At 50.3% G+C, this 23417-nt stretch carries 36 protein-coding genes and 1 tRNA gene; 3 read left to right on the forward strand and 34 right to left on the reverse strand.

The window, feature by feature from the left end; translation table 11 throughout:
- Window positions 1-13: 13 nt before the first annotated feature.
- The gene (locus ACQ9LF_RS00455; protein WP_462487390.1) at window positions 14-1966 is read right to left on the reverse strand and encodes a sodium:solute symporter family transporter; all 1953 of its coding nucleotides are present in this window, start codon (window positions 1964-1966) and stop codon (window positions 14-16) included.
- A 428-nt stretch (window positions 1967-2394) separates the two neighbouring features.
- Here ACQ9LF_RS00455 and ACQ9LF_RS00460 point away from each other — a divergent pair, with 428 nt between their 5' ends.
- Together ACQ9LF_RS00460 and ACQ9LF_RS00465 are read left to right on the forward strand one after the other, a co-directional pair.
- A complete protein-coding gene (locus tag ACQ9LF_RS00460; RefSeq protein WP_462487391.1) occupies window positions 2395-3447 on the forward strand; it encodes a glycoside hydrolase family 5 protein in 1053 nt (350 codons plus the stop codon).
- 119 nt (window positions 3448-3566) lie between these two features.
- The gene (locus tag ACQ9LF_RS00465; RefSeq protein ID WP_462487392.1) at window positions 3567-4124 is read left to right on the forward strand and encodes a nucleoside deaminase; all 558 of its coding nucleotides are present in this window, start codon (window positions 3567-3569) and stop codon (window positions 4122-4124) included.
- A gap of 22 nt (window positions 4125-4146) precedes the next feature.
- Here the strand turns inward: ACQ9LF_RS00465 and ACQ9LF_RS00470 are convergent, their stop codons facing one another.
- Window positions 4147-5025 (reverse strand): FHA domain-containing protein, encoded by an 879-nt coding sequence (locus ACQ9LF_RS00470; RefSeq protein WP_462487393.1) that lies wholly within the window; start codon window positions 5023-5025, stop codon window positions 4147-4149.
- A 182-nt stretch (window positions 5026-5207) separates the two neighbouring features.
- Here ACQ9LF_RS00470 and ACQ9LF_RS00475 point away from each other — a divergent pair, with 182 nt between their 5' ends.
- Window positions 5208-6080 (forward strand): trypsin-like serine peptidase, encoded by an 873-nt coding sequence (locus ACQ9LF_RS00475; protein ID WP_462487394.1) that lies wholly within the window; start codon window positions 5208-5210, stop codon window positions 6078-6080.
- 440 nt (window positions 6081-6520) lie between these two features.
- On the opposite strand, the gene ACQ9LF_RS00480 is transcribed toward ACQ9LF_RS00475, so the two are convergent.
- The 32 genes from ACQ9LF_RS00480 to rpsJ form a co-directional block, all read right to left on the reverse strand.
- Window positions 6521-6594: transfer RNA gene (locus ACQ9LF_RS00480), tRNA-Met, on the reverse strand.
- 54 nt (window positions 6595-6648) lie between these two features.
- On the reverse strand, window positions 6649-7071 hold the full coding sequence (locus ACQ9LF_RS00485) for an HIT family protein (protein ID WP_462487395.1): 423 nt from the start codon (window positions 7069-7071) through the stop codon (window positions 6649-6651).
- A 143-nt stretch (window positions 7072-7214) separates the two neighbouring features.
- On the reverse strand, window positions 7215-7676 hold the full coding sequence (gene rplQ / locus ACQ9LF_RS00490; RefSeq protein ID WP_462487396.1) for a 50S ribosomal protein L17: 462 nt from the start codon (window positions 7674-7676) through the stop codon (window positions 7215-7217).
- A gap of 45 nt (window positions 7677-7721) precedes the next feature.
- Window positions 7722-8720 (reverse strand): DNA-directed RNA polymerase subunit alpha, encoded by a 999-nt coding sequence (locus tag ACQ9LF_RS00495; RefSeq protein ID WP_462487397.1) that lies wholly within the window; start codon window positions 8718-8720, stop codon window positions 7722-7724.
- 113 nt (window positions 8721-8833) lie between these two features.
- Window positions 8834-9466, reverse strand: a complete 633-nt coding sequence (gene rpsD / locus ACQ9LF_RS00500) for a 30S ribosomal protein S4 (RefSeq protein WP_462487398.1) — start codon at window positions 9464-9466, stop codon at window positions 8834-8836.
- Window positions 9467-9512: 46 nt separating this feature from the next.
- Complete coding sequence (rpsK, locus tag ACQ9LF_RS00505; RefSeq protein ID WP_462487399.1) at window positions 9513-9893, reverse strand: 30S ribosomal protein S11; 381 nt, start codon at window positions 9891-9893, stop codon at window positions 9513-9515.
- A 144-nt stretch (window positions 9894-10037) separates the two neighbouring features.
- Complete coding sequence (rpsM, locus tag ACQ9LF_RS00510; RefSeq protein WP_462487400.1) at window positions 10038-10421, reverse strand: 30S ribosomal protein S13; 384 nt, start codon at window positions 10419-10421, stop codon at window positions 10038-10040.
- Between the two features lie 34 nt (window positions 10422-10455).
- Entirely contained in the window at window positions 10456-10572 is a 117-nt protein-coding gene (rpmJ, locus tag ACQ9LF_RS00515) for a 50S ribosomal protein L36 (RefSeq protein WP_462487401.1), read from the reverse strand.
- Between the two features lie 28 nt (window positions 10573-10600).
- Window positions 10601-10816, reverse strand: a complete 216-nt coding sequence (infA, locus tag ACQ9LF_RS00520; protein ID WP_462487402.1) for a translation initiation factor IF-1 — start codon at window positions 10814-10816, stop codon at window positions 10601-10603.
- Between the two features lie 8 nt (window positions 10817-10824).
- The gene (gene map, locus ACQ9LF_RS00525; RefSeq protein ID WP_462487403.1) at window positions 10825-11628 is read right to left on the reverse strand and encodes a type I methionyl aminopeptidase; all 804 of its coding nucleotides are present in this window, start codon (window positions 11626-11628) and stop codon (window positions 10825-10827) included.
- Window positions 11629-11638: 10 nt separating this feature from the next.
- On the reverse strand, window positions 11639-12289 hold the full coding sequence (locus ACQ9LF_RS00530; protein WP_462487404.1) for an adenylate kinase: 651 nt from the start codon (window positions 12287-12289) through the stop codon (window positions 11639-11641).
- Entirely contained in the window at window positions 12286-13623 is a 1338-nt protein-coding gene (gene secY, locus ACQ9LF_RS00535; RefSeq protein ID WP_462487405.1) for a preprotein translocase subunit SecY, read from the reverse strand. Before secY ends, ACQ9LF_RS00530 begins: the two co-directional genes overlap by 4 nt.
- A 26-nt stretch (window positions 13624-13649) precedes the next feature.
- On the reverse strand, window positions 13650-14099 hold the full coding sequence (rplO, locus tag ACQ9LF_RS00540) for a 50S ribosomal protein L15 (protein ID WP_462487406.1): 450 nt from the start codon (window positions 14097-14099) through the stop codon (window positions 13650-13652).
- 20 nt (window positions 14100-14119) lie between these two features.
- Window positions 14120-14626 (reverse strand): 30S ribosomal protein S5, encoded by a 507-nt coding sequence (gene rpsE, locus ACQ9LF_RS00545; protein WP_462487407.1) that lies wholly within the window; start codon window positions 14624-14626, stop codon window positions 14120-14122.
- A 49-nt stretch (window positions 14627-14675) separates the two neighbouring features.
- Window positions 14676-15041 carry a 50S ribosomal protein L18 gene (gene rplR / locus ACQ9LF_RS00550; protein ID WP_462487408.1) on the reverse strand — a complete coding sequence of 122 codons (366 nt, stop codon included), beginning with the start codon at window positions 15039-15041 and terminating at the stop codon, window positions 14676-14678.
- Between the two features lie 70 nt (window positions 15042-15111).
- Window positions 15112-15684, reverse strand: coding sequence for a 50S ribosomal protein L6 (gene rplF / locus ACQ9LF_RS00555; RefSeq protein WP_462487409.1), 573 nt, complete (start codon window positions 15682-15684; stop codon window positions 15112-15114).
- A complete protein-coding gene (rpsH, locus tag ACQ9LF_RS00560) occupies window positions 15685-16083 on the reverse strand; it encodes a 30S ribosomal protein S8 (RefSeq protein WP_462487410.1) in 399 nt (132 codons plus the stop codon).
- Between the two features lie 45 nt (window positions 16084-16128).
- Window positions 16129-16314, reverse strand: coding sequence for a type Z 30S ribosomal protein S14 (locus tag ACQ9LF_RS00565; RefSeq protein WP_462487411.1), 186 nt, complete (start codon window positions 16312-16314; stop codon window positions 16129-16131).
- Between the two features lie 34 nt (window positions 16315-16348).
- Complete coding sequence (rplE, locus tag ACQ9LF_RS00570) at window positions 16349-16888, reverse strand: 50S ribosomal protein L5 (RefSeq protein WP_462487412.1); 540 nt, start codon at window positions 16886-16888, stop codon at window positions 16349-16351.
- Between the two features lie 14 nt (window positions 16889-16902).
- A complete protein-coding gene (gene rplX, locus ACQ9LF_RS00575; protein ID WP_462487715.1) occupies window positions 16903-17232 on the reverse strand; it encodes a 50S ribosomal protein L24 in 330 nt (109 codons plus the stop codon).
- Window positions 17233-17260: 28 nt separating this feature from the next.
- Window positions 17261-17650 (reverse strand): 50S ribosomal protein L14, encoded by a 390-nt coding sequence (gene rplN / locus ACQ9LF_RS00580; protein WP_462487413.1) that lies wholly within the window; start codon window positions 17648-17650, stop codon window positions 17261-17263.
- A gap of 10 nt (window positions 17651-17660) precedes the next feature.
- Complete coding sequence (rpsQ, locus tag ACQ9LF_RS00585) at window positions 17661-17921, reverse strand: 30S ribosomal protein S17 (RefSeq protein ID WP_462487414.1); 261 nt, start codon at window positions 17919-17921, stop codon at window positions 17661-17663.
- Window positions 17922-17979: 58 nt separating this feature from the next.
- On the reverse strand, window positions 17980-18174 hold the full coding sequence (gene rpmC, locus ACQ9LF_RS00590; RefSeq protein WP_462487415.1) for a 50S ribosomal protein L29: 195 nt from the start codon (window positions 18172-18174) through the stop codon (window positions 17980-17982).
- Between the two features lie 12 nt (window positions 18175-18186).
- The gene (gene rplP, locus ACQ9LF_RS00595; RefSeq protein ID WP_462487416.1) at window positions 18187-18609 is read right to left on the reverse strand and encodes a 50S ribosomal protein L16; all 423 of its coding nucleotides are present in this window, start codon (window positions 18607-18609) and stop codon (window positions 18187-18189) included.
- 32 nt (window positions 18610-18641) lie between these two features.
- Complete coding sequence (gene rpsC, locus ACQ9LF_RS00600) at window positions 18642-19442, reverse strand: 30S ribosomal protein S3 (protein ID WP_462487417.1); 801 nt, start codon at window positions 19440-19442, stop codon at window positions 18642-18644.
- 20 nt (window positions 19443-19462) lie between these two features.
- Entirely contained in the window at window positions 19463-20011 is a 549-nt protein-coding gene (gene rplV, locus ACQ9LF_RS00605) for a 50S ribosomal protein L22 (protein WP_462487418.1), read from the reverse strand.
- Window positions 20012-20079: 68 nt separating this feature from the next.
- Window positions 20080-20358: a 30S ribosomal protein S19 gene (gene rpsS / locus ACQ9LF_RS00610; RefSeq protein WP_462487419.1), complete on the reverse strand. Its 279-nt coding sequence runs from the start codon at window positions 20356-20358 to the stop codon at window positions 20080-20082.
- A 50-nt stretch (window positions 20359-20408) separates the two neighbouring features.
- Window positions 20409-21263: a 50S ribosomal protein L2 gene (rplB, locus tag ACQ9LF_RS00615; RefSeq protein ID WP_462487420.1), complete on the reverse strand. Its 855-nt coding sequence runs from the start codon at window positions 21261-21263 to the stop codon at window positions 20409-20411.
- Window positions 21264-21302: 39 nt separating this feature from the next.
- On the reverse strand, window positions 21303-21581 hold the full coding sequence (rplW, locus tag ACQ9LF_RS00620; RefSeq protein WP_462487421.1) for a 50S ribosomal protein L23: 279 nt from the start codon (window positions 21579-21581) through the stop codon (window positions 21303-21305).
- Between the two features lie 24 nt (window positions 21582-21605).
- Window positions 21606-22235 (reverse strand): 50S ribosomal protein L4, encoded by a 630-nt coding sequence (gene rplD, locus ACQ9LF_RS00625; protein WP_462487422.1) that lies wholly within the window; start codon window positions 22233-22235, stop codon window positions 21606-21608.
- A gap of 30 nt (window positions 22236-22265) precedes the next feature.
- Window positions 22266-22913 (reverse strand): 50S ribosomal protein L3, encoded by a 648-nt coding sequence (gene rplC / locus ACQ9LF_RS00630; protein ID WP_462487423.1) that lies wholly within the window; start codon window positions 22911-22913, stop codon window positions 22266-22268.
- Window positions 22914-22993: 80 nt separating this feature from the next.
- Complete coding sequence (gene rpsJ, locus ACQ9LF_RS00635; RefSeq protein ID WP_462487424.1) at window positions 22994-23305, reverse strand: 30S ribosomal protein S10; 312 nt, start codon at window positions 23303-23305, stop codon at window positions 22994-22996.
- Window positions 23306-23417 lie beyond the last annotated feature (112 nt).

Below are 23417 nucleotides of genomic sequence, written 5' to 3' on the forward strand. Positions count from 1 at the left end.
CAAGCCATATAGATTACTTGTCCGCTTGTTCCCCGATATGCCGCAGCCAGGTGAAATACAAGCCGGCCAGCGACACCCCAAAAATGACCAGCGTAATCCCGAACGCCTGGTAGCTCTTAATCAGCAGTTGCATCGGCAGCAGAAACAGCGTAATCTGCCAGCCCAGTGCAAATGGCAAGGCCCGGACATCCCGTTTGTGCTCCAGTGCCATTTTGACACGCACCTCCGGGGCCAGCAGTTCCCGGAATGGTCGCCATAGCCCAAACGGACGAGTGGTGCGGTAGAAATGCTCCAGTACCGCCCGATCCGTCGGCTCTGTTAGATACGCCCCGACAACCGAGGCTATCAGGCCAATCGAGGCCATAACCACGAACTGAAGCCTCGGATCCATCTCCGGCATATACAGTCGCTGTAAAATCGCCGCCAGAATCCCGACAATCGTCCCGATGGCAAACCCGCCGCCATTAAACCGCCACCAGTAAAATCGCAAAATCGTCGGCATCATCAGCCCTCCGCCCAGCGCCATAATAAACCAGTCCCAGATATCATTGATATTCTTGACCGAGTAGCCAAACAGGAAACTAACCGCAACCAGTCCGGCCCCGAACAGCCAGCTCACAAAAATCAGTTCTTGATGTGTCGCTTTGGGGTGAATCTGTCCCTGGTACACATCCCTGGCAAAAAATCCCACCGCCATAATCACAATCGAACCAAAAGTCGATAGCCCCGCCGCCACCAGGGCAACGATAATAATACCCCGCAATCCCACCGGGATGCTGTACAAAATAACCGCCGGGACAATTCGTTCCGGATTAATTGTCCCGTCAAAGCTCAATAACTGCAGTTTGGTTGCCCAGTCTTCTCCCAAAAGCTGCTGCAGCCCTTCCATCAACTCCGGAGAATAAGCCCTCGGGGAATGAATCATCCCGGCAATGAAATCTTCCCATTGGGGTTTGGCAAGGGATGCATCATGCGCCTTAATCAGAGCGGCTGCCTCCGCCAGCACCGTCTGATTGGGAAATAGATCCTTGATCATATACAGCCCCAGGACTGCAAACGCCATCATCATCGGCCATCGAATCATCATCAAACATATCCAGAAAAATGTCAGCTTGCAGCATTCCTTATCACTGCGGGCACCGAAATAGCGGGGTTCGCCGCCGGTTCCCAAACCGAAAAAGACATTCCGCAGCAGGTACACCAATGCAAACGCCATCAGATAGCGATACTGCTCATAGCCCCTGGGCATCGTCGTCAGCCAACTGCAGGAGGAGCTCATCCAGTCCTTCTGGCCAGTCACTTCATAGGCCAGTGTTGCAAGCTGGTCAGAACTGGAGATTTTCATCACCGTCATCACAGAAACCACCACCACTGCCGTCAGAATCAGGACCGACTGAAACAGGTCTATATAAACGACACCATAAAAACCGGATATCAGGGTATAAAGCGTTGCTACACCAATCATGAGCATGGCGCAGACCAGCGGTGAAAACGGAATATACAGCGACAAAAACAGCCCGGCCCCTTTGATCAGATAAGCAATCAGCCCCACTGCCGAGGCAATCGCCGCCACTGCCGCCGCAAGCCGCGCAAAACGCCCCCCAAACGTATCTCCAAACCGGTAAATCATCCACTCCGCATGGGTCAACACCCCTGAACGGCGATGCCACTTGCCTGTCCACAGCATCATCACTGCCAGCACCAGGACCGCTCCACCGCGAAATTCAATATACAGCCCGCGCGGCCCGAGCATATATAAAAACGAAACAATAATCATCGTCCCGGTCATATCAAAAAAACTGGCCATGCCGGACACCCCCAGCGCCCACCAGGGTAACTGCCGCCCCCCAATCAAATAATTCTCCACGCTGGACGATGCCCGCTTTTTCAGATACAGGCTAATTCCAATCAGCCCAACAAGATATACTGCAATAAACCAATAATCTCCCGTGGAGAGAGTCTGCATACAATCCCTTTATTCTTAGGCTTCATTTCGCTGATCGCGGACCTGTATCACATTGCCCCCCCATCGCTACCTGAGGTCTTTTGGCTTTATTCCTTTTCAAACCTGCACAATCAAAACCTGGCTGACGAAAGCCTCGTCGATATCAGGACAACACTTTAACGGTACATTTCCCCAATTCACCCCAATATGTTTTTACAATATATTGTTATATGAAAACAGTTGTATCTTATATGCATTTGTATATTTCCAGCGAACCTATTGCAAGACAAAAAGTCGGCACTTTTGATTTTCCGGTATTGATTTGTCTGATTTTAGGTCATATCATTCTTTTTCATCTGTTATTTTCCGGATCCATCAGACGTTATAAATAAAGAAAGCACAAATCCAGCAATTCGTGCGATAACAAAACATCTAAAAGGAGATTCGAGATGTTCAAAACAGGAGCCTTTGCCTTATCAGTATTGATAATTCTCTTTTTGTGCACAACTGACATCCATGCCACCGCACTGCCCGAGGCCTCATGGGACAACTTGCCCCGCTGGAGAGGCTTCAATTTGCTCAATAAATTCATGCAAAACTGGCAGGAGAAACCCTTTGAGCAAGAGGATTTTCGCTGGATTTCAGAGCTGGGTTTTAACTTTGTCCGCCTCCCAATGGACTATCGCCAATGGATTGTAGATAATGATTGGACAAAACTAAACGAAAAGGTGCTCAAAGAAATCGACCAGGCCGTTGCCTGGGGACAGCAATACAACATCCATGTATGCATCAATTTTCATCGTGCACCCGGCTATACCGTCGCCAATCCCCCGGAAGCCAAAAGTCTCTGGACCGATCCAGAGGCCCAGAAGGTTTGTGCGATGCATTGGGCAGCGTTTGCAAAACGCTATAAAGATATACCCAACAAAAACTTAAGCTTTAACCTGCTCAACGAGCCAGCCGGTGTTGACCCCAATACCCATGCCGCGGTCATTCACATGCTTGTGGAGGCTATCCGAAAAGAAGACCCAAACCGTCTTATTATCATTGACGGCCTTGACTGGGGCAACAAACCCTGTAAAGAACTGGTTGACCTCAAAATCGCCCAGGCCACACGCGGCTACCAACCGATGACTTTGACGCATTACAAGGCGAATTGGGTGGATTCCCAAAGCTGGCCTTTGCCCACCTGGCCGCAAAAAGATATGGACGCTTCTATCCTCTGGCAGCGCCATGTCAAACCCTGGGCAGATTTTAAGGCCACTGGCGTGGGGGCCATGGTTGGCGAATGGGGTTCGTACAATAAAACCCCGCACGAGGTCACATTAAGCTGGATGGAAGATTGCCTGAAGAATTATCGGAAAGCCAATTTGGGATGGGCTTTATGGAATTTCCGCGGCGAGTTTGGAATCCTTGACAGCGGGCGGGAAGATGTCCAGTATGAGGATTTCCACGGGCATAAACTCGACCGAAAAATGCTGGAACTTCTTCAGAAATACTAACCGTTGCCCGGAAAATCCCTGTTGTACACATCCGGTTTTCATGCTACGCTAAGCACAGGGAACCTGGTTATTTAGGTCCGGATTCATTTAAATCATAACTCTTTACAAACAAAGCAGATATGACATACTCCTTTATGCTGACATTGCCCGATTGGGTCGGGGCCTTTCTTGCCGGAGAACCCAAGGTTTTTGCTGACCTTGAACATCGAATGAAGCTGGCAATCACCCTGTCTTCACTAAATGTCGAGCATCAGACAGGAGGTCCCTTCGGTGCCGCTATTTTTGACCACTCCAGCGGCACTCTCATCTCCGCAGGCGTGAACCTTGTAGTACCCGGCAAATGCAGCCTCGCCCATGCAGAAATGGTCGCCATCGCCCTGGCTCAAAAAGCTCTGGACACACACGACCTGGGCAGTCGGGGAACCTATCAGCTTATTACCAGTTGTCAGCCCTGTGCGATGTGTCTGGGGGCGATTCCCTGGTCTGGGGTCAAATCGCTGGTTTGTGGTGCCCGCGGGGAGGATGCCGAGGCCATCGGCTTTGATGAAGGAGCAAAACCAGTTAACTGGATTAACGAACTCCAAAAACGAGGCATCGAAACCACCTGCGACATTCTTCGCCCCCAGGCCGCAGCGATTTTATCGCGCTACCATGCACAAGGAGGCACGCGATACTAATATAGATGAAAGATACACCTCTTTATCGCTTATCCATTTTTGAGATATAACACCCGATAAACGTCGTAATGATCAGCAGGTAATCCAGCTCTGCCAGAGTATAATGAGAATGCTCAATTGAGTTCTCCAGATAAACCACTCCAAAACAGTTGTTTTCAAATATAATCGGCGAGATAATCACGGACCGTATCCCACGATTGGTAATCTGCTTGGGAAGCTGGTGAACCAGCAGTGGAATATGTTTTTCCTGAACCTCATTGAGGCTGGCCGGGATTGCCAGATCAGCACGCTGCAGAATTTCGGTATTAATCTTCCGTCCGCCCTGCACTTCCATCGGCCCATTCGGAATTTTACTCAACCCAATCCAGACATTTGCCGCCTGAAATTGCCCTAACAGCAAGTCGCTCAATGTCACATACAATTGCTGTAAGCCTTTTGCGGATGTGATTTTATCCATTGCCTGGCAAAATTGTTTGATGCGTTTGGCAGGAAATTTAATTGGAGGAGCGTCGCCAGCATCTGCATTACGTTCCACGGTATGCAAGTCTTTGCGAATTTGATCCCCCACCACGGTGTCTTCCATTTGGGTGATCTTGTTGACATCAACATCATCCTCTTCGAGGCTGACCCGGATGATAAAATCGGCAATTTGAATTGTATCGGCATTTTTCAGTTCACTTTTATGAATTGCCGTCTGATTCAGATAGGTTTTGTTGGCGGATCCCAGATCTTCAATAATCCAGGTTCCATCTCGGGTGGTGTAAATCACCGCATGCTGACGGGACACCTTCGCATCAGGGAGAAAAACCTGACTGCCGGTCTGTCGGCCAATATAAATTGGTCCACGGTCGAATTTCAATTCGTTAATCGAGCTGCCACCAAGACTTACAAATAGCCGCATACCTGTTCTCCCACCCCCCCGGTGTCTAATCACGTCAGTCTCAACCTCATTATTGTAATCCCCTGTAAAAAAAAAGTCAACTTGCCCATTGCTCTTTGCTTTTTGAATCCTAAAGATATAATACGCTATGAAACATCAACAGCCGACTACCGTACTCTATTTGTCAATGAACAGGATAAACGATGTCCACCAGAAAATACCTTTGTTTTTCGTTACTGCTAATGTCTTGCACAGCAACCGGACTTCAGTATCAGCCAAATGAAATCCTTGGCACTGACCCCAATGATATCAGCTTTATCACCAGCGGCCCAAAGGGGTTTTCTCCGCACCCACCCGTGGAAAGTCTTGTGGGTATCGAATGGCCACTGTCACAACAATGGTTTGCCACTGCGACGGTTATTGCACCCAACTATATTATCACCGCGGCCCACTGGAAACAGATTATCCAAGGCAGTCATCCCCAATGGCCGGTAAATTATAAACTCAAACGACATGGGCATGGGCTTCCGGACAGAGACTATATTATTGTGGATGAACGCCATGATCATACACGCGATATTATGGTATGCCGGGTCATCATGACCAGCCCTGCTGACCCGAATATCATGATTGACGCCAGGATTGGGAAACCCATCCCGTTGTACAATCAATTCGATGAAGTCGGGAAAGTGGTTACTATCGGTTCTTTCGGCAAGATAGAACGCTATCCCAAACCCTGGGGGGAATGCACCGAAACCGAACGCAAGCAGATCCAGCGGATTCGCGCACCAGGGACACTGCACTGGGGACGCAATATCATCGCTGGAGCTGTGCTCTATAAAAAAACCATGCCGATGCTGGTCTTCGGATATGACCCTGTCGATAAAGGCGATTATATTCGCTATGAGGCCTGCGGCAATGAGGGCAATTCCGGAGCACCGTGGTTTATTCAAGACACCTCAGGCCAGTGGTATCTGGCTGGGCTGTTTACCTCAGGCACCGCAGGGCCGCGTATCAGTGTCAACCGGGACATCATTGCAGACATGATCCGCCAAATGAATACCTTTTCACAATAAGTCAATGTCCTGCCCCAATCGACCAGGATACTTCTGCAATCGCGAACAGATCAGGAATTGATATCGCTGGACTTGGCCGCAACACAAGTCTCATCTGGGCCGGGGTGGACAATCTGTGAAAGAGGTGCCCTATGTCCGCCACCCAGGCCAGCCGCAAGATCCGCATAATCTGCTCTTCTGTAAACCGATTTTTCTTCATCCGAATTTTCCTGTAATTCCGGGCTCAGTTACAGAGCAATCTTAAGCTTATCAATGGCACAATTATAAGGGGGCAGACCATTTTGACTCTGTATGCATGAATTTCTCAATCCTCAAGAGCTGGATTATCCACTTTGCTTACAATAACACAAGATGAGATTGATGAGCAGGTCCGGCCAAAGGCGAGTTGGCGCACAAAAAAGGGACAAGCATAACCACTTGTCCCTACGTGATTTATGCATTGGCGGGGAGTGGATTCGAACCACTGACCTCCGGGTTATGAGCCCGACGAGCTACCAGACTGCTCTACCCCGCGTTCAGGAATGTATTAATGTAACACAGAACCCACGAATACGCAACCCTTTGTCGGTTATTTTTTCAAGTTTTCAATCATTTTTTGACACAGCATTGCGGCTTGGCCTTCGGGATATTTAAAGGCCGGCCACTGAGTCAATACGCCGTCTTTTTCGTGTCGCGGAATAATGTGAAAATGCAGGTGCCTGACAACCTGTCCAGCCGCGGAACCGTTATTGCAAAGGATGTTAAAAGCCGGAGCATCCACCGCCGTGGCAACAGCCTTGGCAAGCATCGGCAAGACTTGGACTATCTTAGCCAAAAGCTCCGGTGGGCATTGATCGATGCGGTCCACATGGGTCTTGGGAATCAGCAGCGTGTGCCCGGTACTAATGGGACCAATGTCAAGAAATGCTAATGCACCGTCATTTTCAAAGACTTTGTAACAAGGGATCTGCCCAGCCACAATTTTACAAAAAATACAATCTGTCTGCATCATGGGATTGAATCTCCAGAATTAATGTCATGCCAATCTTATTCTGACTATCACCGAACATGATTTTATCACTATCAATCGGCCAGCCCAATAAAAAAAGCCCGATGAAAACCAGTTCATCGGGCTTTGAATACCGGGATAAGGGGCTACTCAGCCTTTTGGGCTTTCTTGGCCTTTTTCTCGGGGGCCGGTGCTTCGTCTTTCTTTTCCTGGCCGACTAACTGCAGCAGAACCAACTGGCCATTATCACCCAAACGAGTCTTGGGCAACTTGATAATACGAGTATAGCCTCCGGGACGATCCAGATACTGCGGAGCAATATCGCTGAACAGCTTGCCGATGACGGTGCCCTTGCGGACATTCTGGCCATCTTCCTCGACATAGATAGCACGATTATTCAGCGTGGCAATTGCCTGACGACGAGCATGTAAGGTCCCTGCCTTGGCTGTGGTAATCAATTTTTCGGCAAAACGCTGCACTTCCTTGGCTTTTTGAATCGTCGTCGAAATGGTTCCGTGTTCAAACAGCGACGCCGTCATATTACGCAACATCGCTTTGCGGTGTTCACTGGTCCGATTCAGACGTCTTCTGGCTCTTAAATGACGCATATTCAATTACCCTTAATTTACGGTTAGCTTCTACTTAATCTTATGTTAATGGACCTGCATTCCAAGTGACAAGCCCAGGTCTGCGAGTTTCTGTCGGACTTCACGCAGGCTTGTTTTGCCGAAGCTGCGAATCTTCAGCAGATCCGCTTCGGCCATGCTGACCAACTGGCCCACAGTTTGGATATTGTTGGATTCCAGACAGTTGCTGGACCGAACCGTCAAGTTCAACTGTTCAATCGGCATGGCCAACTTGGCAGCCAGCTCTTCATCGACAGCCGCCTTGCCCGTTTCCGTTGCAGCCGCTTCCTGTTCGACCGTTTCTTCTTCAAGCTCGGAATACTGCACAAACGGATTAATGTATTTCCGCAAAATCTTGGATGCTTCCACCAAAGCAATTTGCGGGGCGACAGTCCCATCGGTCCAGATTTCCAGAATCAGCTTATCGTAGTTTGTTCTCTGGCCAACACGGGTATCTTCCGTTTTATACCGCACTCGCAGAACCGGTGAATAAATCGCATCCACTTCAATCAGCCCCAACTGCTGGTCAAACCGATCCTTCTGGGCGATCCTTTCCGCAGCGGTTGAGTATCCGCGACCGATGCCGATGCCCAGCTCCATCTCAAACTTGACATCCTCAGTCAGCGTGGCAATCACCAGATCAGGATTGAGAATCTCAACCGACGAATCGCATTGAATCATCCCGGCTGTAACCGGGCCGACCTTGTCTGCAGACAGCTTGACGGTTCGGGGGGCATCGCCCTGCATCCGGACAATAATCTGCTTGACATTCAGAACGATATCGGTAACGTCTTCCATCACGCCTTTGAGGGTGGTAAATTCATGGTCGGCACCCGCAATTTTAATCCACTCGACGGCACAGCCTTCCAGCGAAGACAATAGCACACGGCGAAGACTATTGCCGATAGTCGTCCCGAAACCGCGTTCAAACGGTTCCACAACAAATTTTCCATACCGATCGTTGGAAACCTGTTCGTCACGAACAATACGAGTCGGTAGTTCCAAACCTCTCCAGGTTATTCTCATAATTTCTTAGCCTCCCACAAGGACAGATGTTCTCAGCGATTGAAAAGGCAGGCAAAATCCAATACGCTATCCGGTATCCGTCCGCTGTGACTTTCTCTCTATTACATTAACACTTATCGTGAACAGAATTCAACAACGAGCTGTTCTTCTACCGCCAGCTGGACATCATCCCGAGTCGGCAGCGCGACAACCGTCGCCATGGGCTTGGATGCATCAAACTGAAGCCACCCCTGCACGGCATAATTGGGATTGCTTTCGAGCTGAGCCTTGACCAGCTTGCGGGTCTTTTCGGAATTCTTCAGTGTAATCTTGTCGCCGACTTTAACCAAAATGCTGGGAATATCCACGCGACGGCCATTCAAATAAATATGACCATGCGAAATCAATATACGGGCGGCTTTGCGGGATGGAGCAAAGTTCAGTTTATAAACCACATTGTCCAACCGGCGTTCAAGCAGTTCCAGCAGACGCTTACCGGTGTCGCCTTTCCCCTTGAGAGCCATGTCGAAGAATTTCATAAACTGCGTATCAAGCAGGCCATAGTAGCGTTTGAGCTTCTGTTTTTCACGGAGCCGAACCGCATAATCACTGCCACGGCCTTTCCGCCAGCCGTGCTGGCCGGGAGCCATACTTTTCTGACGCTTTTCAATGGCACACTTGGCGGTTTCGCACCGGGTACCCTTCAGCAGCAGTTTCATTCCTTCTCGACGGCAAAGCCGGCATGACGGTTGAAGATAACGTCCCATATTCGCTCGTATTCCTTATCTTAATCTGTTACGTTTATAATCGTGTTTATACTCTGCGGCGTTTCGGAGGCCTGCATCCATTGTGCGGTATCGGGGTTACGTCTTCGATGGACGAAATCCGAAGGCCAGCCTGCTGGATGGCGGAAATGGCAGATTCGCGGCCGGCACCAGGACCCTTGACACGAATTTCCACCTCCCGAAGTCCGACACGCATCGCATTTTTCGCACATTTCTCGGCAGCTTTCTGAGCCGCAAAAGGAGTACTCTTGCGTGAGCCTTTAAAGCCAACCGATCCGCCGGAATCCTGACAGATCGCCGCACCATCTGCATCGGTAATCGATATCAGAGTGTTATTGAAACTTGCCTTAATATGAACGATACCACGAACAACACTCTTTTTAACTTTCTTTTTAACGCCTTTAGCCATTTCGCTTGCAATCCCAAATCGTTTTCGTTTGTTTGATTTGTTCGCCGTTTATTTTGTACCTCTGTACCGGCTCCATCGAACACGCAGTCTTCGGCCCTGCTCATCCGGCCCGGCTGAACAGCCAGGCCTCAGGCAGCCAAACTACTAACGCATTTCCTTGACGCTTTTCTTTCCGGCCACAGTTTTGCGTTTGCCCTTACGGGTTCTGGCATTACTCTGAGTCTGCTGGCCGCGGACTGGAAGTCCCCGTTTATGACGGATGCCCCGGTAGCAGTTGATTTCACGCAGCCGCGCGATATCCTGAGCCACCTGACGCCGCAACTGACCCTCGACGAGATAATCCCGGTCGATAATCTGACTGATACGGCTGACTTCGTCTTCGGTCAGCTTTCCTGCACGAACCTGGGGGTCAATGTTTGCTTCCTTGAGAATCTTTTTGGCTAAAAAGTAGCCGATCCCATGGATATAAGCCAGCGATACCCAAGCGGGCTTATCATTCGGTATATCCACACCAACAATACGAGGCATATCATCTCCTGAGTTTCTAAGGGTTTTCCAACAATCAGCCCTGGCGCTGCTTATGACGCGGATTGGTTGAGCATATCACCCGCAGGACGCCTTTACGCCGAATCAGTTTACAGTTTTCGCAAATTCGTTTTACGGAGCTTCGTACTTTCATAATCTCACCGTAGTTCCATCAGTATCAATTAGCTTCTTAAAATAATTCGTCCTCGGGTCAAATCATAAGGACTCATTTCAACTGTGACCTTATCACCCGGGAGAATACGAATAAAATGCATTCGCATTTTTCCAGACACATGCGCCAGGATTCGATGGCCGTTTTCCAGCTCCACCCGGAACATCGCGTTGGGCAAAGCATCAATCACCTTGGCCTCGAGCCTGATAGCATCTTCTTTCGACATAATACCTTTTAATTACTGGTCTTATAGACTTCTGTGGCGTCGGTTAAAACGTCACAACCATGTTTGGTTATAGCAATGGTATGCTCATAATGAGCCGAACAGCTCCCATCGCTGGTCACTACCGTCCATCCATCCGACAGGGTACGCACGGCATATTTCCCGGCATTCACCATCGGTTCAACCGCCAGGACCATGCCTTCCTGAAGCAGAATATCGTGCCGCAGCAGGTCCTTGCTGACAAAATTAGGAACCTTGGGATCCTCATGCATTTCGGTGCCGATCCCATGCCCGACGAAATCTCGAACAACTGAAAATCCGGCCTTCCGGGCACACTCTTCCATTTGGGCAGCGACGGTACTCCATTTGACACCCGGAGCAGACTGTTCGATGGCAATATCGAGCATCCTTCGGGTCGTATCAATCAGCCTCTGCTTTTGCGGAGTAATCGCACCGATCCCGAAAGTCACTGCCGCATCGCCGCAATACCCATCCAGCTTGACGCCGAAATCCACACTGAGGATATCACCCTGCCGCAAAATCACTTTCGGCGAGGGAATCCCATGAACAAGCTGCTCATTGAGCGAGGCACAAATCGCACCCGGAAACGCCCTGCCGCCATACGGGCAAGGAACCCCTTTAAACAGGGCCTTTGCACCCGCGGCCGCAGTCATTTCCAGAGCCAGCTCATCCAGTTGGGCGGTAGACATACCCGGCCTGGCATATTCCTGCAATTTTAAAAGAACCTTCGCAACCACCACACAGGCCTTGCGAATCATTTCTATTTCACGGCTGCTTCGCAGCGTTATCGCCATGAGCAACGACCTATTTCTTCAGTGTATCCAGCTTCTGGAAAATTGCCTGGGTCACCTGATCAATTTCCTGTGCCGCATCAATGTCCAGAATGGTGGCGCCTTTGGATTGATAATACCCCACCACGGCAGCCGTTTGCTGGTGATACGTTTTTAACCGATTGCCCACTACTTCAGGCGTATCATCGGCACGCTGGACCAAATCCCCACATCCCTTGTCACATTTGCCTTCGATTTTGGGCTTAAGGGTTTGAATATGGTACACCGCTCCACACTTGGGACAACTGCGCCGGCCGGTCATCCGCGGCAGAATCAACGCGTCGTCCACAATCAGATTCACAATCGCATTAATCTTTTCGCCAGCTTTGGCCAGAGCCTTATCCAGCCCTTCGGCCTGAACCGTCGTGCGAGGAAAGCCGTCCAGGACATACCCTTTCGATGCACCGGTCATGGCTTTGACCATCATATCAATGATCAAATCATCCGGAACCAGCGCTCCGGAATCCATATAACTTTGGGCCTTTTTACCCAATTCACTTCCCGCAGCCCGCTCCGCACGAAGAATATCACCGCTGGACAAATGAGCTATCTTATACTTGTCAATGATGCGTTTGCACTGGGTACCCTTGCCGGCACCGGGAGGTCCGAGCAGAATCAGTCTCATCGGTATGCTCCTTTGATTCGCCCAGCATCCGTAAAGCCTTCATAGTTGCGCATCAAGAGGTTCGCTTCGATCCGCTGGACAAGATCCAGCGACACACTGACGACAATCAACAACCCCGTACCGCCCAGATAGGACGTAACGATATAATTGACACCCAGCATCCCCGAAACCACACTCGGAATGACGGCGATAATCGCAAGAAACGCCGCCCCAAAGAACGTGATCCGAATCATCACCGTTTCAAGATATTCCGCTGTCCGCTGGCCCGGACGAAGACCGGGAATAAAGCTGCCGCGATCACGAAGATTTTTGGCCATGTCTTTGGGCTGGAACTGGACGGTTGTCCAGAAAAACGCAAAGACAAAAATCATAATAATATAGACCACATTGTATGTATACGCGGTCGGGTTAAACGCATTATACAAGGTATTGGTAAACAGATTGGGGAAATGGTTCATAATCTGTCCCAAAATGATCTGTGGAAACATCATCAAGCTGGAGGCAAAGATAATGGGCATTACACCGCCGTGGTTGACCCGCAGCGGCAGGTAATGACGCTGACCACCATACATGCGGTGCCCGCGCATCTGCTTGGCTTGCTGAATCGGAATTCGCCGCTGGCCCTGGGTAATCAAAATAGCGCCGGCAACCACAAAAATAAATGCCGCAATCAGAAAGATAATGGTACCCGGCCCATACTGGCTGGGCGATCCGCCGATTTGGAACGTGGTGTTCTTCCAGACATCAATAACGGCCTTGGGAAAACGAGCCAGAATGCCGGCCATAATCAACAGACTGATCCCGTTTCCGATGCCGTACTCATCAATTTGTTCCCCCAGCCACATCAGAAACATCGTGCCGGCCGTCATGCCGACAATGCCCATCAGGATCGCCTGCGTTTTCATGCCCGTAAAAATATCCAAAGACGACATTCGCATATACATCATCGCCTGAAGGACACACAGGGGCACCGTCAGATAGCGGGTATATTCCTGGATTTTTTTGTAGCCGGTCGCCCCCTCCTGCCTGAGCTTGCGAAGGGAGGGAATAACCTCGCCCAGCAGCATCAGAATAATGGATGACGAGATATACGGCATAATGCCAAGGCCAAACAGACTGCTTCGGCTCAGCGTGCCGCCGGTAAACATTTCCAGATAATCCGTCGCTCGACTCAGAGGACTATCCCCCTCCTGTTGGGCTTCCGTGGCGAGCTGATTAAAACCCGGAACCGGGATATAGAAACCGATTCGATAAATGCACAGCAAAGCCACCGTGAACAAAATCTTGTTCCTGAGATCCGGTATCTTGAAGATATTGATAAATGTTCCCAGCATCTGAAAATCCTTTTCCGTTATGATTCTCAGGCTACGACTTTAATCGTACCACCGCAGCCGGATATTTTTTGCTCGGCACTCTTGCTGAACTTATGGGCCGATACGTTTAATTTTTTGGTCAATTCGCCATCGCCCAGGATCTTCACGCGGCTGGTCTGGCTGTCGAGCAGCCCGGCAACATACAATTCCTGAACGCCCACCACCGCACCATCTTCAAACACTCGTTCCAGCTGCGATACATTCACCACTTCATAACGTGTCGTAAAATTGGCATTGTTAAACCCACGCTTGGGCAGGCGACGGAACAGGGGCATCTGTCCACCTTCGTACGTCAGCGGCAGAGAGAATCCGGAACGGCTTCTGTCGCCTTTGTGACCGCGTCCGCAGGTCTTTCCATGTCCGCTGCCTTTGCCGCGTCCAACCCGTTTGCGTTTCTTATGCGCTCCGGCTATTGCAGTAATTTCATGCATATACATAATCGCACTCACGTCCTTTTTTAAGCTTCAATCTGTACGCCACGAAGAGCTTCGATTGTTTCTTTGTTCTGGAGCTTGACCAGTCCGGCCATAACTGCTTTCACTACATTTTTGGGCGAACGACTGCCGTACACCTTGGTCAGCACATTGCGGATGCCAGCCAATTCCAGCATCGCTCGGGCGCTGGACCCGGCAATCACACCGGTTCCCGGTCCGGCCGGCAGCATAATGATATCCGTCGCACGGCATTTGCCTCGGACCTCATGCGGCAGGGTATCATTCACCACGGTTATTTTCTTCAGATTCTTCTTGGCGTCTTTGATCGCCTTTTCTACGGCCGGGGGCACTTCATTCGCCTTGGCATAGCCATACCCAACGGTTCCATTACGATCCCCGACTACGACCAGAGCCGCGAAGCTGAAGCGTCTGCCGCCTTTGACAACCTTGGCGTTACGATAGACCTTAACCACTGTCTCTTCCAGCGGCTGCTCGCCGTGCATTTCTGTTCTGATTGCTTCCTCAGCCAACTTTGCTCTCCGTTATCAAAAACCTGTCTATGGTTTATTTTTCATCCGATTAAAACGCCAGTCCCGCCTTGCGAGCCGCATCGGCCAGGGACTTCACACGTCCATGATACTTATATCCGTTCCGGTCAAAACACACTGCCTTGATGCCGACTTCCATCGCACGTTTGGCCAGTGCCGACCCGACTGCGGCGGCGGCATCTTTATTCCCGGTTTTTTTAAGCGTTTCCTTAACCCCTTTGGCCAGGGTGCTTGCCGAGGCCAGGGTTACTCCAGCAACATCATCAATAATCTGAGCGTAAATGTGCCGGCTGGAACGAAAAACCACCAGACGCGGACGCTCGGGCATACCAAATACTTTTGACCGGGACCGCCAGTTACGCCGGATTTTTGTATGTTGAATTCGATCTCTGAGCATATCAATATTTCCTCTATTATTTCAAGCGGCTGTCAGGCCGTGAATCACTCCTGTCATCTGTACCCGTGGCTTACCCACCGGAAGCCAGTGCCTTGCCTTCTTTGCGAACCACATGCTCATCCGCATAACGAATACCCTTGCCCTGATATGGCTCAGGAGGACGTACACGACGCACATTCGCCGTAAACTGTCCGAGAGCATGCTTGTCGGCACTGCTGACGGTAAAGACCGCCGGAGTTTCATTTCCCTTGGTCGCCGCCACCTTAATTTCCACCTTGACACTCTTGGGAATCGGCACTTCCACCGTATTGCAGTACCCGACGGCCAGAATCAGTTTGCCGCCCTGCTCTTTGACGTTATAGCCGGTACCGAAAATCTGCATGTCACGCTGATACCCTTTGGTCACGCCAATGATCATGTTCTGGATCAGTGCCCGGGTGGTCCCATGCAACGCCTTTTTCTGACGATTATTCACGTCGTCATTGGATACGACAATCTGGTTGTTTTCAACACGGACTGCAATATCCGGATGCAGGGTCATCTGCAATGTTCCCTTGGGGCCGGTAGCCTTGAACGATGTCCCGCTGTGTTCAATCTTGACGCCAGCCGGAACCAGTATTGGTTTTTTTCCTATGCGACTCATTTAGCTCACCGTACAAATAATTTCGCCGCCGACGTTTTCTCTGCGGCATCCTCTATTGCTTAAGATTCCTTTGCTGGTGGACACAATCGATATTCCCAGCCCACCAAGCACTTTGGGCAACTCATCCACGCTGCAGTAGATTCTGCGACCGGGCTTGCTAACCCGCTTGATCTCGCTGATCAGATGATCGCCGCTGGGTGCATATTTCAGGCGAATTCGCAGCAAACCCTGCTTCCCGTCATCAATCCGGTCAAAATCGCTGATGAAGCCTTCCTCTTTCAACACGGAAGCAACTCCCAGGCAGACCTTGCTGCTGGGCACTTTGACTTCCTGACGGCCGACTCTGCCGGCATTCCGGATTCTTGTCAGCATATCCGCAATCGGATCACTCAGACTCATTCAATCTACTCCAAACGGTTGTTACTGTTAGGTTAATGTTTTGGGTTACCAGCTGGCCTTTTTAACGCCAGGTATCTTGCCTTCGTTTGCCATCTTGCGGAAGCAGACGCGGCAGATTTTGAATTTTCTGTATACCGCCCGGGCACGCCCGCAAATCTGACAGCGTGTATAGGCGCGGCTTTTATATTTTGGTTTCTTTGCGGCTTTGTTTACCCATGCCTTGGTTGCCATACTTTACTCCAATTATCGTCTCTTAATTTCCGGATCAGGACTTGAACGGCATTCCAAACAACCGCAGCAGTTCCCGGCCTTCCTCATTTGTTTTCGCACTGGTCACAAAGGTAATGTTCATCCCCTGCTGATGTTCAATCTTGGCCGGGTCAATTTCCGGAAAAACGCTTTGTTCATCCAGCCCCATCGAATAGTTTCCCATGCCATCAAAACCATTGGGGTTCAACCCGCGAAAGTCCTTGACTCGCGGAATCGCAAGGTTGATCAGGCGATCCAGGAACTCGTACATACGATCCTTGCGGAGCGTCACCTTCAGACCGGTCTTGTCGCCTTCGCGTACCTTGAAATTCGACACGCTCTTTTTGGCTTTACACACCTGGGGCTTCTGGCCGGTTATCGTCGTCAGGTCTTTGATCGCAAGGTCCAGATACTTTTTGTCCTGGATGGCCTTGCCCAAACCCATGGAAACAACAATCTTCTGAAGCCGGGGAACCGCCATCACGGTTGAATAGCCATACTTCTCTTTAAGAGATGCGGCTATCTTGCTTTTATATAAATCTTTTAAGCGAGCCATAGTTTACCTTCTCGTTACTTTTTCTTTGCCTTGGTCACAACACTGATTTCGTTGCCGGCCTTGGAGACACGTTTCTTGGCTTTGCCATCCACCGCCATGCGAACCCGCGTGCCTTTGCCGGTTTTGGGGTCCAGCGGCAGGACATTGCTGATGTGAATGGGTTTTTCCACACGAATACGGCCACCCTGCGGATTCTTTTGGGAGGGTCGAACATGCTTGTAAGCCAGGTTCACCCCTTCCACGACCACACGACCTTTGTCTGGAATTACCCGCAGGATTTTACCGGTTACACCCCGACTGTCTCCGGAAATCACTTGTACTGTATCGCCTTTTTTAACATGCATTGCCATATCTGATATCCTGACAGAGGCCTTAGACTACTTCACTGGCCAGCGAAATAATTTTCATAAAGTTCTTGTCACGCAGCTCTCTCGGCACCGCACCGAAAATACGTGTTCCAATCGGATTCTTTTCCGCATCGATAATGACCGCTGCATTGGTATCAAAGCGGACATAGCTGCCGTCGGGCCGGCGTACCGGGAATTTCGTGCGGACAATAACGCATTTATACACTTTCTTCCGATCCAACTGACAGCTTGGCAGGTACTTCTTGATTGCCACACAGACGATATCACCGACTGTTGCGGTAACCCGGGTATATTTGCCTTTTCGTGCGCTGCTCTTGCCGAGAACGCGAATACACTGCGCTTCTTTAACACCGCTGTTATCGGCGATTTCCAACATTGTTTCTTGCTGTATCACGGCTCACCCTTTATTCTACGACAGCCTTTTGAACCACGTTCAGCAGACGCCAGCTTTTATTCTTGCTGATGGGCCTGCACTCTGTAATTTCCACCACATCGCCAACCCCGGCCAGGTTCTTGGGATCATGAACGGCCAGCCGTGTTCGACGACGAAGATACTTTCCATATTTCGGATGACGCGCCAGGAAATCAATCTGAACCTTAATGGTCTTGTCGGTGCTTTTGCCGATGACCACGGCACGTTGTGTTTTGACTTTTTCTTTTTCCATGTTCAACCTTTGTATCACCTGGTCCGCCAGCACTTAGGCGAAATGAGTTAGTTGTCTTTCAACCTTTAATTTGATCCTGCCGGATAAACGTCTTGATGCGGGCAATGTCCCTGCGAATATTGCGAATCGCGTGACGGTTGGGAAGATTCTCTGTCACCGCCTGACAGCGAAGCTCGTACAGCTTCCGGTTGAGCTCCTGGAGCTTTTCCTGGCGTTCATCGTTTCTCAGATCGCGGATTTGCGAAGACTTCATAGTATTCCTTTCTTATCCGAGCGCATGCCGCCGAGTAACCAGACGGCATTTAATAGGCATCTTGTGCGCCACGCGGAGCAATGCAAGCTTGGCTACCTGCTCATCCACGCCGCCGATTTCAAACATCACGGTTCCGGGTTTGACTCGGGCCACCCAGCCTTCGACTTCGGCTTTACCCTTACCCATACGGGTTTCGAGGGGCTTGGCCGTATAGGAATGGTTGGGGAATATCCGAATATACACTTTGCCTTCACGATGCAAAAAATGGGTCGCTGCGATACGACCAGCCTCAATTTGCCGGCCGGTAATCCAGCTGCCTTCCACTGCCTGCAGGCCGTATTCTCCGAAGGCAACATAATTGCATCGACACGCATTGCCGCGCATCCTGCCGCGCATTTGTTTGCGATATTTTACTCTTTTGGGCATTAAAGCCATAACTACTTCCCTCTATCGTATCTGTGTTGCGATTAGCTGTTTTCTGTGCTCTGTTCCTGATCGCCGGTATCCGCAAAGTCGGTTTCTTCCTGGCCTGCGGGAGTGCGGGTGGATGCGACATCCTGACGACTCTTGCGACTCTTGGTCCGCTGCGGGCGACGACGCTCTGCAGGCCGCGATACCGGTGTCAGTTCTTCACCAAATTTGCCTTTGTAAATCCACACCTTAATCCCGATACTGCCATAGGTAGTCACCGCGGTGGCCACACCGTAATCCACATTGGCATCCAGGGTCTGCAGCGGAATAGAACCCATTTTCTGGGCTTCGCTGCGAGCGATTTCAGCACCGCCCAAACGACCGCTGATAATAATCTTCACTCCCTTGGCCCCGGCATTCATGGCATTCTCACAAGCCATTTTCATCACACGGCGGAATGAAGCACGCTTCTTTAACTGCTCCGAAATCCCTTCGGCAACCAATTTGGAATCCAGAGCGGGTTCCTTGATTTCGATGACATTGACACTGACTTTGCGATCAATGAGATTTTCCAGCTCCTCGCGAAGTTTATCCACTTCGGCGCCGCGGGGACCAATGACCATACCCGGACGAGCGGTATGCAGCGTAATTTTCACCTCGTTACGGGTCCGGGCAATTTCCGTCTTGGAAACCGCTGCATAAGGCGGCTGTCGATTGAACTTCTTGTCAACAAACTCGCGAATCTTATAATCTTCAATAAGAAACTCGCCGTAGTTGGCTTTTGGTGCAAACCATGTACTCTGCCATCCGAGCGTTATGCCCGTTCTGAACCCGACTGGTGATGTCTTCTGACCCATATATTACCCGTTATTATGAATTAAAATTCTGAGACTGTAACATGTATATGACTGGCTTCTTTGCGAATCGCATGGGCCCGACCGCGGTCTTTGGCTCTGAATCCCTTGGTGCCGATGCGTCTGCCGGCCCCATCGACCCGAACTTCTGAAACCACCAGGTTATCCATATCTGCTTCGCTTTCATCTGCATTGGCAATCGCAGCCTTGAGTGTCTTGCACACCGCTTCGGCAGCCCGTTTACGCGTGAAGGTCAGGATGTCAATCGCATCCTGCACATCACGACCGCGAATCAAGGAGGTCACCAGGCGAACCTTGCGGGGCGACATCGGGGCATAATTGTAAGAGGACTTCCATTCGGAAATCTCGTTGACATGCACACCCAGTGCACTCGCCAGACGTTCCACATCCTGCTTGCCGGGCTTGGGCGTAAATAGACCTTTCTGCCAGTTCTTCACGGCTGCCACCGCCGCATCCTTATCCATCCCGCCGCGAACCAGATGATCGGCCAGTGTTTGTACGCTTACGCTTCGCTGCTGTGCCAGTTTTGTAAATTTCTTCGAACTTAACATCGTTATTTAACCTCTAAACGCTCAGCCATGATTAGCTGATTAGCCTTGATTTCTCCGTCGATGACGCTTTACGCCTTGGCTTCCGCCTTATTGCCTGAATGTCCGCGGAAGGTGCGAGTCAGCGAAAATTCACCAAGCTTATGTCCTACCATATCTTCCGTAATAAATACTTTGTGGAACATCTTGCCGTTGTGAACCATAAAGGTATATCCCACAAACTCCGGAATAATGGTGCAGGCGCGGGCCCATGTTTTAATCGGTTCTTTTTTGCCGCTCTGTATCTGTTTCTGGACTTTCAGATACAGCTTTTCATCCACAAAAGGCCCTTTTTTCTGAGAACGTCCCATTGACTTTCCTCTATCTATTTCCTAAGAATTTCTGCTCTTGCTATTTGACGTTAGAGAACCAGCTGAATTCCGCGATTGTTCTTGCGACGGCGAATGATGCGATTATTCGAAACCTTTCTGGGATTCCGCGTCTTGCCGCCCTTGGCCGGAACACCGGTCGGAGAACAGGGATGACGACCGCCATTGGATCGACCTTCACCACCGCCCATCGGGTGAGACACAGGGTTCTGTGCCTTGCCGCGGACATGGGGACGGATCCCCATATGACGTGAACGGCCTGCCTTGCCGATGCTGACATTCTGATAATCCGAGTTGCTCAGCTGGCCAATGGTCGCACGGCATTCCTTGCGGATAACACGCATTTCACCGCTGGGAAGAACAACCGTAGCCCAATCGCCTTCTTTAGCCATCAGGCGGGCAACCCCGCCGGCAGTACGAACCAGCTTGCCGCCCTGACCGGCATTCATTTCGATATTGTGAATTTCCACACCAACCGGGATGGCATACAGCGGAAGACAATTTCCGACTTTGGCTTCAATATTGACACCGCTTTCCACCGTCATGCCCGGCTTGAGACCTTCAGGAGCCAGGATATACCGCTTCTCGCCGTCACTGTATTGAATCAGCGAAATAAAGCAGTTGCGGTTGGGATCATATTCGATGCTCATGACCTTGCCGACGACACCATCTTTATCACGACGGAAATCAATAATGCGATAGATTCGTCGATAGCCGCCGCCGCGGAACCGAACGGTTGTAACGCCATGATGATTCCGGCCGCCGCTTTTTTTGATACGCACACACAAGCTCTTCTCCGGCTCGGTGTTCGTCAGGACCGCCTTGTAATCGATCACGGAGGAGTTACGCCGTCCGTTGCTCGTGGGTTTATAAATCTTGATTGCCATAATCTTTTCTCAATTTCCTGCTTTAGATTCGCGTTATCTTTAGAACAAATCGATTCGGTTGTCTTTATGCAGAACCACCACGGCCTTTTTCCAGCTCCGTGTCGTTCCGAAAAACCGACCTCTGCGGCGAACTTTGCCTCTGACATTGGCCGTGCGGACATTCAGCACTTTAACGTTATACAGCTTTTCAACCGCATCCCGTATCTGAATCTTGTTGGCATCCTTGTGCACCTCAAAGGAATAGGCATTTTTGGCATTGGCAAAATGCATCCCCTGCTCGGTCACAATCGGCCTGACTATTACATTGTATTCGTTCATCTTGGATACCACCTGCGTACGAAATTAATTATTTTGTTCCCGGTTTAACAGCGTCAAAAATGCGTCTTTGGTAAACAGCATCTTGACCCGGTTGCATATGCTTCCCGCATTCAAGTCCGCAACCTGCATCAGTTCCACCTTCGGGACGTTCCGAACCGATTTGATCAAATTCTCATTGCGATCCTTGACGGCAACCAGGCAGCTGCGATTAATCTTTAAATTCCCCAGCACACGGGCAAACTCTTTGGTTTTGGGAGCGTCAAAATTCAGCTCATCAACCACCACGACATGCCCCCCCTGCAGCTTGGCCAGAATCGCCGAATCGCAGGCCAGGCGACGCTGCTTTTTGGGCATATCTTTGCTGAAATCACGCATCTTTTTGCCGAATGCGACACCGCCGCCGACTCGCGAGGGCGTCCGAACCTGACCCATACGGGCATTACCGGTCCCCTTCTGTTTATACAGCTTGCGGGTCGACCCTTCGACCAGACTTTTCTGCTTGGTTGCAGCGGTACCAATCCGCTTGTTGGCCTGATACATCACCACCGCCTGCTTGATCAGGGCATGACGAACCACACCACCAAACACGCTTTCGTCCACCTTCAGGCTTTCGACTTCTTTACCATCTCGATTATATACTGCAATGTCAATCATATTATGTTCCAGTCGGAATCTGCTGCCATCTTACTTTTTCGTTTTCGCTGTCCGGACTTCTACATAGCTGCCGTTGGCACCGGGAATATTCCCCTTAACCACCAGCAGGTGATTCTCCGGATCGATAGAAATCAGTTTATGATTTTTCACGGTTACCCGTTCATTCCCCATCCGGCCGCTCATCCGTTTGCCGCGTTTGGGCTTACCGCTGTTACCGCGGTTGGTGGCATGGCTGGCAATAGAACCGCCGGCCCGGTGCTTACGTTCTGTACCGTGTGAGGCCGGAAAACCACCAAAGCCATGACGCTTCATCACACCCTGGTAGCCTTTACCTTTACTGGTACCGGTCACGTCGACATAGGTTACCCCCTCAAAGAGGTTCACATCCACCTGATCGCCGGGATTAAATTTCGGCTCTTCGCCGTCCATCCGCCATTCCCGCACAAACCGTTTGGCCACCGTATTGGCCTTTTTGGCATGCCCTTCTTCAGGTTTGCGTACCCGACAAGGCTTTTTGTCATCAAATCCGAGCTGTATTGCAGTGTATCCATCGGTTTCCGGCTTTTTTACCTGCATCACAGTGCAGGGACCAGCCTGAATCACCGTCACCGCTGTCATGCGACCGGCATCATCATACACCTGTGTCATGCCGATCTTTTTTCCCAGCAACATTACCATGGTCTATTTCCTTCGAGTCCTACTCTTACTGTTCCCGATTTTTATCCAAAATTACGATTAAGCACGGCCTGATTATCGGACTACGCTTTAATCTTAACAAAAACACCCGCGGGGACGACCAGCCTGTTGAGAGCCTCGACCGTGCGGGCATTCGCATCATAAATGTCAATCAAACGCTTGTGCGTCCTCATTTCGAACTGTTCACGCGACTTTTTGTCGATATGAGGACTCCGCAATACCGTATAACGTTCGATACGTGTCGGCAGCGGAACTGGACCACTCACCCGTGCGTTGGTACGACGGGCCTGCTCGACAATCTCCTTGGCCGAGCTGTCCAAAGCCCTGTGATCATAGGCTTCCATTCTTATTCTGATGCGTTCGGTTTCCGTCATGGTTAACCCTTAATCTGTACTTACAGTATCTACTACCAAAATATAGAAAGTTTAGAAGAATAACAATTTCACACAAAAAACACAAGAAAAAAACAGGATTTTTCTATCCAGA

Origin of the sequence: Anaeroglomus insulsum (assembly GCF_050689095.1) — a bacterium.
GTDB classification, from domain to species: Bacteria; Planctomycetota; Phycisphaerae; order Sedimentisphaerales; family Anaerohalosphaeraceae; genus Anaeroglomus; species Anaeroglomus insulsum.